Raw genomic sequence first — 14,675 nt, forward strand, 5'->3', positions numbered from 1 at the left:
CTAGTCGCACTGCGCGCGCAGCACGCCGAGCACCCTGCCCTCGCGCCCTGCGCGCAGGATGAACGCCGCATCCGGTTTGACCCAGGGCCCCGTCTTCGCGCGGCCGCGGTTCGCGCCCTGCGCGAACAGCACGGATTTGTTCGCATTCGGTGCGCGGACTTCGATCGCGACGTTCGGCACCGCGCCATGCCAGGCCACGGTCGCCACCTGCGCTGCCCCGCTCTCGCACAGCGCGGATGCGTCATACGCGAGACTCGCTTCGCCGCCGCCGGCGAGCGCAACGGTCGCGATCGGCGATGCGTCGAGCGACCACACCACGTAGTGCGCGTCGCGATAGACCTCGCGCGCGACGCCGTCCGCGGCGAGCGCCGCGAGCGACGCACGCACGCGCGCGTCGAGCACCTCGCGCGGGTTCGCCGCGTCGATCACGTCGGTCGATCGCGCCGGCAGGACGACGTAGGCGATGCGCGTCGTGCGCAGGAATCGCGTGAGCGCGCGCAGGTCGCGCACGAGCTCGGGACGGAAGCCTGCGATCGAATCCAGCGGTTCGTAGCGCACGCCCAGGAACCATTCCACCGGCATGAGCGCCTTCACGCCGGGATCGGGCATGCCGACCACGCGCGTTCCCGCCGGCATGCCGTCGAAGAAACGCGCCACGCCCGCCAGGTTCGCGCGCGGAATTTCGGCGGCGCCGCGCGTGCGCAATTCCGTCGGCGTGCGCGTGTACACCACATCGATGCCACGGGTTCCGCCGCTCCACGACCCGGTCACGAACGCGATCGATGCTTGCGCGAGCACGAAGGCGAACAGCACGGCCGGCACGAAGTTCGGCGAGCGCACCGATGCCACGCGCACGATGCCCCACGCGAGCAGGGCGAGGATCGGCACGATGAAATAGTTGCCGTCGCCCCCGGGCACCAGGAAGTGATAGGAGAACAGGATCGCGAAGAACAGCAGGCCGATCGCGAGCAGCGGCCAGTCGCGCGATGTCGGGCGCACGCGTCCGCCCAGCAGCAACGCGGCAAACGGCAGCAGCGCCCAGGCGTTGCCCGTCCACGTGATCAGGATGTGCGGCAACGCGGCAGGCGCGAACAGGAACTGCCAGAGGCCGGACAACACGGGAAGCCGCGGCAGCGCGCCGCCACCCGGCAACAAGGACACCGGATACGCGAGTGCGAAGCCCATCTGCTGTTCGAGCGAAACGATCGCATTGGGTGCGATCAACGGCACGCCGGCCACCAGCCAGGTGCGCCACGTGACGATGGCGGCGAGCGCGACCGCACCGGCGAACACCGCGAGGCCACGATCGCGCCATGCATCGCGCCAGCGATCGGCACGCACGAGCGCGAAAGCGAGCAGCACGACGAGCAAGGCCGCATAGGGCAGGTTCGACAAGCGGCAGATCACCGACAGCCCGGCCGCCGAAAGACCCACCCAGAGCCAACGCGGTGCACGCGAACGGCGCAGGCGTAACAGCGCGAACACGCCGACCAGCAACAACCAGGCGGACATCGCATCGCCCTTCGCCGACACCGCCATGTTCGCGAGCGCCGGCAAGGTCATCGCGAGCAAGCCCGCCAACAGGCGCAGCGGCCCGCGCACGCCGAGCGTGGACACGATCGCGACCACCATGGCGGATGCGAGCAGCGATGCCACGATGCCCACGCCGAACACCAGGGACGTGCTGTCCAGGCCGACGAAGGGCAGCAGCAACACTTCGTAGAGTTTCGGGTAGTAGTGGACGACCGCCACCAGCCCCTGGTTTTCGAACAGGCCGTGCTCGCCCAGCAACACCGATTCGCCGCGCAGCCCGTACCACATCGAGTCGTAGTCGATCGCCACCGACGCCTTGGCGAAGAGGACGACGAAGAACGCGATGGCGAATGCAGCCGCGACGCGCGACCAACCCTGTGCGCGATGCGCCGCGCGCCACGCGAGCGCCGACAGTGTCGGACCGCGATGCAACAGCAGCGCGACCCCGAGGACGCCGATCGCCGCGAAACGGAACGCCGTCGGCGTGGCAGCGCCCACGAGCGCGAGCGTCCACGCGATCAGCGACCACGCCACGACACCGAGCAAACCGGCGACGGGCAACACGTCCACGCGCGTGCGCTGCGTGAACCCCGCGAACGGCAACAGGCGCCAGCCGAGCGCGAACAGGCCTTCGGCATACAACGCGACGAGAAGGATCGAGACATCCACGCCGTGGCGTCGCGCGACCCACCAGGTCGCGAGCGCCACGATGCAGCCCCCCACGCGACGCGCCGGCAACGCAAGGCCGAGCAGCACGCAAAGGAACAAGCCGATCGCTTCCAGCCCGCCTTCGATGGCCGCCGGCTGCGCGAGATGCCAGTCGAACGGACCTTCGACGATGAGCGATCGGATCGGCAGGACGAGCAACGCGATCGCCGGCACCAGCAACGCGGCGCGACGCAGCGCGGGGCTCATCGTGTTTCCGATCGCGATCGGTTCGGTGGTCTTACTTCGTGCAGGCCGCGCCGGCCATGCGGGCGCGTGCGAGTTCGTTGCCGTTGTCGGCATCGCGCAGCACCATCACGCGGTTGGCGGTCATCCATGCGCCGGTTTCGCGCTCGCCGCGCGGGCCGCCGCGGGTGAACAGCGATTCCTTGCCGCCCGGGCCGATGCCCTTGACTTCGACGGTCTTCACGCCGGCGATGGTGCGGGCGTTCCAATGGACGGTCACCGCGACGCCCTTGGTGTCGCAGGTCTCGATCGCAGCCGGCTCGAACCACAACACCTGCGCGGCGGCGGGCGCTGCCGCGGGCGCGCCGGCAACGGTGGCGGGCGCTGCGATCGTGGCGGCCGGGGCGACGGTGGCGTTGGAAGCCGGCGCCGGCGTTTCGCGCTGGCAGGCGGCGACCGCGGCGACGGACAGGACAAGGACAGCGAGCTTCGAGTGGAGGCGCATGGGCGACGACCTGGGAAGGGAATGGGTTTGCAGCAGGCGGAAAGCGTAACCGATCAGACCAGCCGGGCTTCGCGGACGAGCACGCTGATCTCGCGCAGGTCCGGGCCGGCGCCCGCCACGGAGATGGGCACGTACCAGGCCGAGGCGCGCACGATGATGCGCGCGCCGAAGAAGGCGCCGATCGCGTGGTGCGCCTCGTCGGTGGGCAACGGCAACTCCACGACGAACCACGGGGTTTGCGCCGGCACGCGTTCGACGTGCATCACCACGCCGTCGACTTCGAACTCGACGGCGACGTCGTAGACGCTCAGCGCCGGCGGCAGGTTGACGCCGAGGTTGAAGTACAGCGACTTGCGATGGCCCTGGTACAGCACGTACAGATCGGCGCGACGGCCGATCCACACTTCGTTGATCGGTGCGCCGCGCGGTGCGTGGAAGCCCGACAACGGGATGATCCCTTCCTCGAAGCCTGCCGCATCCACCAGCGGCGGTGCGTTGTCCTCGTAACCGAAGGCACGCAGCATCGGCCCGCAGATCATTTCGACCAGGCGATGCTCGGCCGGCGTCACGCCCTCGTCGGTGAGGAAACGTTCGGGCGTGGGCAAGGACATCTGCGGCAACATGCGGCGCGTGACCTTCGGCGTCTCGAGCCCGAGTTGCGCGAACGCAAGCTCCATCTCGGCGGCCGGGTCGCGCAGCAGGTCTTCGTAGCGATGCACGTGGAAGACGCCGGGCGGGGCTTCGAGCGAGAACTCGTAGGCCGGACGCAGGTGGTGGTAGTAGTCGGCGATCGCGCCGCGCACTTCCGCCGCGAAGGCGCTGTCGCCGAAACCGCGGTTGCGCAGCGCGCGACGCTTCATCGATTCGATCGTCGCGTGCGGCTCGCGCACGGCGGCGAAGACTTTCAGGTTCGGATCCGCGGCGTGCAGCGCATCCAGGTGGAACAGATTGTCGGGTGTCTTCTCGCCGAGCACCGGACGCGCGGTGACCTGGCGGAACTGCCGCGCGAGCAGGCGCGCGCCTTCGGCGAACAATTCCGGTCCGTACAGGCCGTTGCGGAACAGCGCGAGCAAGGCCTCCAGGAAGGTTTCGAAACGCGCGGCATCCCACACGCGCAGGCCCGGGCCCGAGGGCTCGGCCAGGCCATGCAACAACATCAGGTTGCGGTACTTCGGCAGGCGGGGGAACGTCGCCAGGCGGCTTTCCTCGGTGCCGTCGACCACCGTCATGCGCAGGTCGGCGCGCAGGTAGGCTTCGAGCACCGGCATGTTTTCCGGCGGCAACGGGCGATCGGCGGCGAAGATCGACAGCTCGCGGAACAGCGCCGTCTCCATGACGTAGCAGAAGACGTCCGGATGCAGGTTGAACAACTGGCCCAAGTAGGTCGTGCCGCCGCGCGGCATGCCGCCGACGACGAAGTTCAGCGTCGCATCCTGGTCGTGCATTCCATCCATCACGAGTGTTCGATCTCTCCGGTTTCGGTTTGGCCGGCCACCACGCGCGCCAGCACTTCGTTGGTACCCGGTGCGACGAGATGGAAGGCCATGCCCGGCCGCACCCATGCCTCGGTCACCTGGCGGCCGATGCGGCCGCCGCGCGTCCAGTTGACTTCGCTGCCGTCCGGGCGCGTCACCACGACTTGCACGTCTTCGGCGCCGCTGTCGCGCAGGTCCCACGACACTTCGACGGTGCGCGGCGCGACGTTGCGCAGTTGGAAGTCGATGCGCGAGAGATCGACGGCGCGACCCACGATCGGTTCGACGGGCGAAGGATGCACCGCCCCGCCCGACTCCGCTTCGCCCGCGACGATGGTGGCGAGCACTTCGTCGGTGCCCATGGCGACCAACTGGAATTCCATGCCCGGCTGCACCCAGGGGCCGGTTTTCTGCTTGCCGGCGTGACCGCCCCGCATCCAGTGGACTTCCCGGCCGTCGAGACGGCGCACCACGATCTCGATGTGGCGGGCGCCGCTCTCGCGCACGTCCCAGGCGATTTCCGCGGTGCCCGGCGCGATGTTGCGCGCGCTGAAGTCGATCAGCGACTTGTCGATCGGCGGCGTGGAGCGACGCAATTCGTCCTTCGCCTCTTCTTCGTATTCTTCGATCAGGTCGGTCGGTGCGCCGACGGCGCGGATGCGCCCGCCTTCCATCCAGATCGCCTTCGTGGCGATGCGCTTGAGCAGCGCGGCGCTGTGCGAGGCCACCACCAGGATGTGCGCGGCTTCGACGAAGGAGTTCATGCGCGCGACGACTTTTTCGCGGAACGCCGCATCGCCCGCGCCGATCCATTCGTCCATCACGAGGATGTCGCTGGAGAACGCGGTGGCGATGGCGAAGGCCAGGCGCATCGACATGCCCTGCGAGTACGTGCGCAGCGGCATGTCGAGGTAGGGGCCGAGCCCGGTGAACTCGACGATCTCCGGAAGCGCGCGATCGATTTCGGCGCGTGTCTTCCCGGCGATCAGGCCCTTGAGGACGATGTTGCGATAGCCCGTCGCTTCCTGGCGGAAGCCGAAGGAAATGTTGAACAGCCCCGACACCGGATGGCTCGCATCCACGTAGCCGCGCTGCGGATGGTAGATGCCCGCGAGCACGCGCAGCAGCGTCGACTTGCCCGCGCCGTTGTGGCCGATGATCGCCAGGCGTTCGCCCTGGCGCAGGTCGAGGTTCACGCCGTCGAGCGCGAGCACGCGCCGATGGCCCTCGCCTCCTTCCACGCGTCCGCCCAGCTTGCCGCGCAGGCCGGCGAATTCGGCATGCCCGCCGCGGCGTGCGCGGAGGGGAAAGCTCAGCGATAGATCGTGGGCACGCAGGTGCATGTCAGAGCCAGAACGCGATGCGGTTGCGGGTGGTCGCATACGCCACCGCGCCCAGGGCCAGGCCGCCGACGGTGGTCGCCAGGACGACCGTCCAGCTGGTCCACGGCACGGTGTCGTAGACCAGCGGTTGGCGCACGATCTCGATGAAATGCGTCGCCGGGTTGTACGCCGCGATCTTCTCCAGCGCCGGGGTCTGCCCGGGCATCCAGATGATCGGCGTGACGAAGAACAGCAGGCGCATGATGGTCTGCATCGCGTGGTACGCATCGCGCCAGCGCAGGCACACCGGCGCCAGGATCGCGCACAGCCACATCGGCGTGATCACGTAGACCAGCAATCCCGGCAAGGCCCAGAGCATCGTCGGCGTCCAGTGCGCCTTCTGCCACACCACCGCGGCGAACATCACCACCAGCGTCAGCGCGAAGACGATCCAGTTGCGATAGATCGATTGCAGGAAATACACCGGATACGGGATCGACGTGCCCATCAGCCAGTTCGCCGAACCGGCGTAGGCGATGCACGCGTCGATCACCATGCTGTTGATGAAGGTCCACAGGCCGAAGCCCACGGTCACGAACATCGCGAACTCGGCGAAGGACACCTTCGACATCTGGCCGAAGATGACCACTTTCACGAACACGAACACCGCGAAGGACGTGATCACCCACGAGATGCCGAACAGCGTGCGGCGATAGCGGTCGGAGAGGTCTTCCATCCCCAACGCCGTCCACAGGCGCCACATCCTGAAGCTGCGCGACCAGTCGCGCCACGCGGACACCGCGAGCGAAGGAGCGGGCGCGGCGGCCGGCAGGGAGACGTCCATCGGCTCGATCAGGACAGCGGGGGCCAGCGGTAGACCGGGTGCGGGTACATCTGCTCGGCGAACAGGCGGTCTTCGTGCAGCAGCGTTTCCTCGATGGCCTGCATCGCGCCCAGGCACGAACCGAACAACGGATCGTCGAACACGAAGTAGCCGTCGCGCACCATGTGCGGCTTGCTGGCGAGGATGGCGTACTTCACGCCTTCATAGATGTCGCAGTCCACGTGCGCGATGGCGACCTTGCGCCCTTCGGCCACGATGCCCGGGAAGGTTTCGTCGAACAGGCCCTTCACCGGGATCAGCCACGCATCCAGGCCGGCGCGCGCGATGGCGTCGCGGAAGTCCTCGAAGCTGGTGTCGCGGAAGTCGCCTTCCGAATGCAGGTCGCGCACGGCGTCGGTCTTCGGCATGCCGCCGTAGGTATCCAGCGCGTACACACGCGCCTTCGACCCGTTGGCGCGCAGCAGGGAGGCCATGAAGATCGCCGAGCCGCCCTTGTAACTGCCGAACTCGACGATGTCGCCCTGTTCGAGCTCGGGCAGGCCGAGCTTGATGAGCAGGTACAGGTTCATCAACTTGTGCGGGGTGAGCAGCGAACCGCGCCCATGCGCGAGGGCCAGCGCTTCCTGGAAATCCGGCTGCGCGGCGATTTCCTGCTGGAGGGTGCCGAACTCCAGCCCCCAGCCCCGCAGATGGCCGAGTTGGATGGCGCGACCGCGATCCAGTTGCCAGGGCCGCGGCGCGAGGCCGACGAGGCGGTTCAGGAGGGAATGTTCGTCCGTGCCGGGCGCGGCGGCCACGGCTTGGTTGATGACTTGGCGCATGCGTGCAAAAAGACCTTTCAATTTCGGACCCCAGTGTATCAGCGTGCCTGCCCGGCCCAGGCTGTGGCTTGCTTCAGTTCCGTGAAATCCGGCGCCACGGCGCCCTCTCCCACGAGGCGCCGCCACTCACCGAGGCCCGCGGCGCGCGCGGCATCCAGGTCGGCCTGCGTATCGCCGAGCAGGCGCGAGCCGGCCAGGTCGATCGCGAAATCGCGCGATGCCTGCAGCAACATGCCCGGCTTCGGCTTGCGGCACAGGCAGTCCTGCAACAAGGGGCCGAGCCCGGCGGTGGGATGGTGCGGACAGAAATACGTTGCGAGGAGCGGCGCGCCTTCGGCGTCGAACCTGCGATGCACCCACGCGGTGTAATCGCGGAACGTGGCCTCGTCGTAGTAACCGCGCGCGATGCCGGCCTGGTTGGTGACGACGATCGGCAGGTATCCGGCCGCGCGCGCGGCGCGCACGAGATCGAAGATGCCCGGCACGAAGTCGGTGTTCGCGGCGGCGTGCACGTAACCGTGGTCGACATTGATCACGCCGTCGCGATCCAGGAACAGCGCGCGGCGCGGCCCCTGCCAGGCGGCCAGTTGCGCGTCGGCGCCGATATCGCGATGGCTGCGGATCGGATCGCTCACGTGCGTGCGAACCACGATTGCGCGCGCGCGTAATCCTCGGGCACGCCGATGTCGATGAAGTCGCGGGTGTCGTCGAACGCCACGAGCTCGCCGGCGGCCGCGAGGCCCGGCAGGACGTCGCGCTCCAGCGAGAACGCATCGCGCTCCGGGAATGCCGCGAGCGCAGCGCGCGACAGGCAATAGCAACCGGCGTTGATCGCACCGCCGCCCTGCCCGCTCTTTTCGCGGAATGCGACGACGCGCCCGCCATCGACATCGACCGCGCCATAGCGGCCGGCGTCGTCGACGTGCGCGAGTGCGATCGCCGCCCGCGTTCCGGCCGCGCGCATGGCGGCTTCGAGCGCATGCGGGTCATACGCGAGCCACGTATCGCCGTTGAGCACGTGCACGCCATCGCCCTGCAACGCGCGTGCGGCGAGCGCAACGGCACCACCGGTGCCGAGCGCCTGGGTTTCCACCGAATGCACGATGTCCATGCCTTGCCACGCGTCGCCGACCGTGTCGCGGATCGTCGCGGCGCCGTAACCGGTCGCGAGGATCGTGCGGCGGATGCCGGCGCTTGCGAGCCGATCGAGCACCCAGGCCAGGAACGGACGCCCGGCCACCGGCGCGAGCGGCTTGGGCAAATCCTGTACGACAGTGCGCAAGCGCGTGCCGAGACCGCCCGCCAGCACGATCGCTTCGTCGATGCGCGCTGTCACCCGGGGTGCCGCACGCAACGCTCGGGCGAGAGCCCGCGCGAATACTGCCGCGCCGGCGGCTCGCCGACGGTCAGCACCGCGATCATGTGCGCGGGCGTGAGCGTGCCGTCGCGGAAGCCCGCTTCGTCGGCCGCATGCACGCGATCGATGAAGTCGCGGTCCCACTGCCCCTTCGCGTCGAAGTTGTGGCCGAAACCTCGGTCGATCAACACGTCGACGAGATTGCCGAAGGCGATGTTGCGGTAGAACTCGAAGCGCGCGTCGAGCAGCGGCACGATGTCCTGCGCGCGGATGCCCTCGAAGCCTTCGGTCGAGCAATCCCAGTTTTCGTACAGGTCTTCCTGGCGATTGAGCACGCGGTTGAACCGATACGCCGACGGCAGTTCCTGCCAGAACGCATGCAACTTCTCCAGCGCCTCGGGCCAACGCTGGTGCCCGTTGCGCCCGATGATGTCGCTGATCACGAAGTAGGCCTTCGGATGCATCGAAGCGCGGATCGCGTCGAACAAGCCTTCCAGGTTCACGACGTGGTGCAGCGACTGGTTCGCCATCACGCCGTCGTAGGTGCCCGTCGGTCGCCAGCGGTTGAAGTCGGCCTCGACGAAACGCAGGTGTTGCGCCACGCCGGCGGCCTGCGCGAGTTCGCGTCCGCGCGCGAGCATCGCCGGGTTGATCTCCAGGCATTCGATCGTGAAATCCTTCAGCCCGCGCTCGCGCAGCAGTTGCGCGATGCGCACCTCGGTGTCGCAGTTGCCCGCGCCGATGCTGACGAATACCGGCGAGGCGGTACCGGTGCGCTGCGCACTCTCCAGCAGGTGCGCGACGAACCAGTCGTCCATGCCGTGGATGCCGAATTCCTCCAGCATCGGCCGCAGGTGGGTATGCGACCAGTAATGGAAGATGTCCGGCAGCGCGTGCACGTCGGCGACTTCGCGGTAGTAATCCTGTTCCTTCGCCAGGCGCGCGGCGTAGGCCGCGTCTTCGCCGGGCGCGGCCGCCGCGGCGGGCTTGGCTTCCGGCGCCGCTTCGCGCGGATGCATGCGCGCTTCGATCAGCGCGCACAGCATGTGGCCGAGGAATTCGTGGCCTTCCTGGATGCGGGGCGTTTCGTTGGACGGCACCTGGAAGCAGACGTCGCAATCGGGCGCCATCGCGCCACCGGATTTGCCGGTGTAACCGATCACGCGCATCCCGCGCTCCTTCGCCGCCTTGATCGCGCGCAGGATGTTGGGGGAATTGCCCGAGGTGGAAATCGCGACGAACACATCGCCGGCCTTGCCGAGCGCCTCGACCTGGCGCGCGAAGACGTAGTCGTACCCGTAGTCGTTGCCGATCGCGGTGAGGATGCTGCTGTCGGTGGTCAGCGCGATGCCCGGCAGGCCGGGGCGGTCGTAATAGAACCGGCTGACCAGCTCGCCGGCCCAGTGCTGCGCGTCGGCCGCGCTGCCGCCGTTGCCGGCGAAGAGGATCTTGCCGCCTTCGCGCAGTGATTTGATGCAGAGCTCGACCGCGTCTTCGATGCGCTTCGAAAGCGCCGCATCGCCGGCCATCGCCGAGAAATTGGCGAGCGCCTTCGAGAACTCGCTTGCAATGACGTCCTTCATGGGGTTCTCCATGCGACCGCGCCGCCGGGATTGAAGTGGAAATCCAGCAACGTGCCGCCTTGCGACAACAACGCGCGCGACAGGCCGACCCGGTCGGCCGGATCGCACGCGAACATCATGAAACCGCCGCCACCCGCGCCGCTCACCTTGGTGGCGGTTGCGCCGTGGGCGCGCGCGACGGCTTCGACGGCATCGATCATCGGGTTGGTGATGCAGGCCGCCATCTGTTTCTTCGCTTCCCAGCCGGCCTGCATCGTGCGCGCGAACGCCGCCAGGTCGCCGCGCAGCAGCGATTCCTTCATCGCCACGGCCTCGGCCTTGAGCTGGTGCATCGCTTCGAGCGGCGCCGCGGTACCGGCCTTCGCGTTGCGCGCCTGCTCGTCGATGATGCGCGCCGACTCGCGCGAGACGCCGGTGAAATACAACACCAGCGAGGCCTCCAGTTCGGCGACCACCCAGTCCTTCACGCGGAGCGGATTCACGATGACGCGGTCGTCGGCGTGGAATTCCATGAAATTGAAACCGCCGAACGCCGCCGCGTACTGGTCCTGCTTGCCGCCGGCGAGCGCGAGGTCCTGGCGTTCGATCTCGTAGGCCAGGCGCGCGATTTCGTACTCGCCCAGCGCCAGGCCGAAGTATTCGGCGAGCGCGGCGACCAGCGCGACGACCATCGTCGACGAAGAGCCCAGGCCCGAGCCCGGCGGCGCATCGGAAAAACTGCGCAGGCGGATCGCGGGGCGCGTGTCGTCGAGGAAATCGCGGCAGATGCGCAGGTAGGTGCCGAGCAGCAACTGCAGGTCGCGGTCGCTCGTGGCGACGGCATCGGGTTTGCAGCGCACCGCGCATTCGCGGTCCAGCGCGTGCAGTTCGACGTGTCCATCGGGCGAGGGATCGACGATCGCGTAGGCGTACTTGTCGATGGCCGCGTTCATCACGAAGCCGCCGTGCAAGTCGCAATACGGCGCGACGTCGGTGCCGCCGCCGGCCAGGCCCAGGCGCAGGGGCGCGCGTGCGCGGACGATCATCGCGTGGCTCCCGCGGGAAGGCCGAGTGCATCGAGCAGCGTGGCCGCCATCGCCTCGCGCGAGAAACGCTGCGCGACGTAATCGGTGGCGGCGTGCGAACGCTGCGTCCAGAGCGCATCGTCGTCGAGCAGCGCGACGATCGCGTCGGCGATGACCTGCGGATCGTCGGCGACGGCACAAACCGCCTCGGCACCGGGCAGGCCCTGCACGCCGACCGGCGTGGTCACCAGCGGCGTGCCCTGCTGGAAGGCTTCGACGACCTTGCTCTTGACGCCCGCGCCGAAGCGCAGCGGCACGACGCATGCGCGCGCCATTGCATAACGACGGAACAAAGCCTCATCGCTGACGAAACCCGTCACCTCGACGCGTTCTTCCGCCAACTCCTGCACGCGCGGCGTGGGATTCGCGCCGACGAGCGACAGGCGCGCCTCGGGGCGCTTGGCCCACACGCGCGGCATGATGTCGTAGACCAGCCATTCGGCGGCATCGACGTTCGGCGGATGCGCGAAACCGGCGACGAACAGCAGGCCGATGCGCTCGGCCGGACCGTCCATGCGCGGGAACGCGTCGTAGGCGTAGGGCAGGATCGCGCGTGCGTCGACCTTGCCTTCGAGCGAATGCACGGCGTCGGCTTCATCCTGCGAGGGATAGAGCACGACGTCGACGCCACGCCACACTTCGCGTTCGAGTTCTTCGAGCTTGTCGGCATGCGCGAGCAAGGCCGGCTGGCCGAGCACGTCCGCTTCCTGCCGCACGCGACGGAAATGCAGGTCGTGCCCGTAGTACGCGATGCGCGCACGCGGGAACGCTTCGCGCGCCTGCGCCAGGAATTTATCGGCGACGTCGGGGCGCGAGAGCAGGATGGCGTCGACTTCCTCGCCGATCGCCTCGCGCAACGCGGGCAGACCGCGCACCCAGTTGCCGCCGCTGTACACCTCGACGCCCAGCGCCTGCAGTGCGGGCGTGTACGCGGGATCGAAGTACAGGTTGTCCGGCCAGAACTTCACGACGCAGCCGGCTTCGACCAGGCGACGCAGGAAGGCCACCATCGTGCGCGACCCCGCATCGCGGTCGGGCTGCGGCACGTAATGGTCGATGACGAGCACGACCGGGCGATCCCAGGCGCGATCGCGCGCACGCGCCACGCAATGCGCGTTCGGGTAGTGCGCAGCGAGCGTGTCGTTCCAGCGCTCCAGGAACTTGCGCTGGTTCTCGACCTGGTAGGCCTTGATGCCCGAACCGGTGTCGGTGCCGTGCGAGATGCCTTCGTGGTGGACGACGACCGAGAACGGCGTGTAGTACGCCTGCAGGCCCTGTTCGCGAATGCGGAAGGCCAGGTCGGAGTCTTCGTTGTAGGCCGGCACGTAACGTTCGTCGAAACCGCCCAGTCGTTCGAACAGCGCGCGCGGCACCATCAGCGCGGCGCCGGAGCAGTAATCCACGCGGCGCACGTAGTTGAACTCGCCGGCGTTCGGATCGCCCAGGCGCCCGTAATTCCAGGCCGAACCATCGCGCCAGACGATGCCGCCGGCTTCCTGCAGGCGCCCGTCGGGATAGATCAGTTTCGAGCCGGCCAGGCCCGCATCGGCGTTGTTGGCGAACACAGCCAGCAACGCGTCGAGCCAGCCCGGCCGCACTTCGGTGTCGTTGTTGAGGAACACCAGGTAATCGCCGCGCGCGAGCGCGATGGCCTGGTTGCACGAACGGATGAAGCCGAGATTGGTTTCATTGACGTGGTAACGCAGGCCCGGCACCTCGGCGAAGGCCGCCATCGCCGCATCGCCCGAGGCGTCTTCGAGCACGAGCACTTCGTAGGGCACCGACGCGCCGGCGATCATCAGCGCGCGCAGGCACGCCGCGGTGTAGGCGGCATTGCCGTAGGTCGGCACGACGACGGTGACGCGCGGTGCGTCCACGGGCTCGAAGCGCAGGTCGGCGAAGCGCACCGACCGCGGGCCCGCCGGCGCCGGTGGCGCGGGCAGCGCCACTTCGGGCGCGGTGCCGCGCAGTTTCGACAACGCGCGACGCAAGGGACCGGTGATGCGCCATGCGGCCGAGCCGCGGATTTGTTCGATGGCCCCGCGCAGTTGCAACGCATAACGATCGCGCGCGTCGATTTCCGCGGCGAGTTCGCGATGCGTATCGGCGAGCATCTGCAGCATGTTGCGCACTTCGTCGGTCGCCTGCACGACACGCTCGCGCAATGCGTGGACGTCGCGATCCAGCGATTGCGCCCAGGCGACGGTACGGCCGTGCTCACCGACCAGGGCCGCGTGCTGGCGGCGCAGGTCTTCGAGTTCGGTCTCGAGGCTTTTCGCCCAGGCCACGGCCTGCCCGTGTTCGGCCGTCAGCGCCTGGACGCGCGCCGCTTCCGACTGCGCCCACTGCACCGCCTGGCCATGCTCCTGCGTGAGCGCACCGACGCGCGCGCGCAGCGTGTCGGCTTCGGTGGCCTGCGATTGCGCCCAGCGCACCGCACCGGCGTGTTCCTCGGTCAGCGTGCCCACGCGTTCGCGCAGGGCCTGCACCGTCGTGTCCTGCTGGCGCGCCCAATCGGCGACCTGGCGCGTGCGTGCGTACAAATCTTCCTCGTCGGAGAACAACACCGAGCCATCGCGCGCGGGCAGCAAGGCTTCGTCGGCCGCGGCAAGCGCGATGAAATACACCGGGTCGGGCATCTTCGGTGCGCGCGCGACGACGCCGGCCGGCGCATCGGCCAGCGGCGCGATCGTCGTGCCGTCGCCGGCGCCGATCGGCACCACGAGCGAACCGGCGGACATGCGCTGGCCGTAATAGCGCACCGCGGGGAAATGCCGGCGCAGCAGCGCATCGAGTTCCGCGAAATCGAGCTCGCGGACGTGGAATTCGTTGTGGTGCCCGGCGAGTTCGGAATACACGACGCGATTGGGCGAAGACAGCACGAGCACGCCATCGGGCCGCAGCACGCGGCGCAGTTCGCGCAGCATTTCTTCGTGGCGGTCGTGGTGTTCGATCGTTTCGAAGGAGACCGCCAGGTCGATGCTCGCGTCGGCCAGCGGGATCTGCGCGGCGCTGCCTTCGATGAAGCGCAGGTTGGCCGCGGCATAACGCGCGGTGGCATGGCGCACGGCGTCGGGATCGATGTCCACGCCCGTGACGCTCCGCGCCGATTGCGCGAGCATCGCCGAGCCGTAGCCTTCGCCGCTGGCGATGTCGAGCACTTCGCGCCCCCGCGCGAGCGGTTGCGCCCACGCGTAGCGGTGCAGGTGTTCCTGGCGGATTTCGCCCTGCTCCGTGGGCACGTAACGCTCGCCGGTGAATTCCATCGCGTCCTGCATCC

At 68.4% G+C, this 14,675-nt stretch carries 10 protein-coding genes and 1 pseudogene; all 11 read right to left on the minus strand.

Features of this window, described 5'->3' with window-relative positions; genetic code table 11:
- Nucleotides 1-2,448 carry a hypothetical protein gene (locus tag AC1DOM_RS12465; RefSeq protein ID WP_498963746.1) on the minus strand — a complete coding sequence of 816 codons (2,448 nt, stop codon included), beginning with the start codon at nucleotides 2,446-2,448 and terminating at the stop codon, nucleotides 1-3.
- A gap of 31 nt (nucleotides 2,449-2,479) precedes the next feature.
- Nucleotides 2,480-2,929: a hypothetical protein gene (locus tag AC1DOM_RS12470; protein ID WP_498963748.1), complete on the minus strand. Its 450-nt coding sequence runs from the start codon at nucleotides 2,927-2,929 to the stop codon at nucleotides 2,480-2,482.
- Between the two features lie 53 nt (nucleotides 2,930-2,982).
- Nucleotides 2,983-4,383, minus strand: a complete 1,401-nt coding sequence (locus tag AC1DOM_RS12475; protein WP_498963750.1) for a sulfotransferase family protein — start codon at nucleotides 4,381-4,383, stop codon at nucleotides 2,983-2,985.
- Nucleotides 4,383-5,615, minus strand: a pseudogene (locus AC1DOM_RS12480) (ABC transporter ATP-binding protein); the annotation flags it as partial. The pseudogene AC1DOM_RS12480 and the gene AC1DOM_RS12475, both read right to left, overlap by 1 nt.
- Nucleotides 5,616-5,748: 133 nt before the next feature.
- Complete coding sequence (locus AC1DOM_RS12485; protein ID WP_498963753.1) at nucleotides 5,749-6,570, minus strand: ABC transporter permease; 822 nt, start codon at nucleotides 6,568-6,570, stop codon at nucleotides 5,749-5,751.
- Between the two features lie 8 nt (nucleotides 6,571-6,578).
- Nucleotides 6,579-7,391, minus strand: a complete 813-nt coding sequence (locus tag AC1DOM_RS12490; RefSeq protein WP_498963755.1) for a TylF/MycF/NovP-related O-methyltransferase — start codon at nucleotides 7,389-7,391, stop codon at nucleotides 6,579-6,581.
- Nucleotides 7,392-7,429: 38 nt separating this feature from the next.
- Complete coding sequence (locus AC1DOM_RS12495) at nucleotides 7,430-8,026, minus strand: D-glycero-alpha-D-manno-heptose-1,7-bisphosphate 7-phosphatase (protein WP_498963757.1); 597 nt, start codon at nucleotides 8,024-8,026, stop codon at nucleotides 7,430-7,432.
- Nucleotides 8,023-8,727, minus strand: coding sequence for a nucleotidyltransferase family protein (locus AC1DOM_RS12500; protein WP_498963759.1), 705 nt, complete (start codon nucleotides 8,725-8,727; stop codon nucleotides 8,023-8,025). Before AC1DOM_RS12500 ends, AC1DOM_RS12495 begins: the two co-directional genes overlap by 4 nt.
- On the minus strand, nucleotides 8,724-10,331 hold the full coding sequence (locus tag AC1DOM_RS12505; RefSeq protein ID WP_498963761.1) for an SIS domain-containing protein: 1,608 nt from the start codon (nucleotides 10,329-10,331) through the stop codon (nucleotides 8,724-8,726). The genes AC1DOM_RS12500 and AC1DOM_RS12505 overlap by 4 nt, the downstream gene beginning before the upstream one ends.
- Nucleotides 10,328-11,356 carry a GHMP family kinase ATP-binding protein gene (locus tag AC1DOM_RS12510; RefSeq protein ID WP_498963763.1) on the minus strand — a complete coding sequence of 343 codons (1,029 nt, stop codon included), beginning with the start codon at nucleotides 11,354-11,356 and terminating at the stop codon, nucleotides 10,328-10,330. Before AC1DOM_RS12510 ends, AC1DOM_RS12505 begins: the two co-directional genes overlap by 4 nt.
- Complete coding sequence (locus tag AC1DOM_RS12515) at nucleotides 11,353-14,673, minus strand: methyltransferase domain-containing protein (protein ID WP_498963765.1); 3,321 nt, start codon at nucleotides 14,671-14,673, stop codon at nucleotides 11,353-11,355. The genes AC1DOM_RS12510 and AC1DOM_RS12515 overlap by 4 nt, the downstream gene beginning before the upstream one ends.
- Nucleotides 14,674-14,675: the final 2 nt, after the last annotated feature.

It is taken from the genome of Lysobacter sp. P5_B12, assembly GCF_056400425.1.

Coding starts and splice junctions, on each gene's coding strand:
- AC1DOM_RS12465 (WP_498963746.1), bottom strand. CDS start 2,448: ATGAGCCCCGCGCTGCGTCGCGCCGCGTTGCTGGTGCCGGCGATCGCG.
- AC1DOM_RS12470 (WP_498963748.1), bottom strand. CDS start 2,929: ATGCGCCTCCACTCGAAGCTCGCTGTCCTTGTCCTGTCCGTCGCCGCG.
- AC1DOM_RS12475 (WP_498963750.1), bottom strand. CDS start 4,383: ATGGATGGAATGCACGACCAGGATGCGACGCTGAACTTCGTCGTCGGC.
- AC1DOM_RS12485 (WP_498963753.1), bottom strand. CDS start 6,570: ATGGACGTCTCCCTGCCGGCCGCCGCGCCCGCTCCTTCGCTCGCGGTG.
- AC1DOM_RS12490 (WP_498963755.1), bottom strand. CDS start 7,391: ATGCGCCAAGTCATCAACCAAGCCGTGGCCGCCGCGCCCGGCACGGAC.
- AC1DOM_RS12505 (WP_498963761.1), bottom strand. CDS start 10,331: ATGAAGGACGTCATTGCAAGCGAGTTCTCGAAGGCGCTCGCCAATTTC.
- AC1DOM_RS12510 (WP_498963763.1), bottom strand. CDS start 11,356: ATGATCGTCCGCGCACGCGCGCCCCTGCGCCTGGGCCTGGCCGGCGGC.
- AC1DOM_RS12515 (WP_498963765.1), bottom strand. CDS start 14,673: ATGCAGGACGCGATGGAATTCACCGGCGAGCGTTACGTGCCCACGGAG.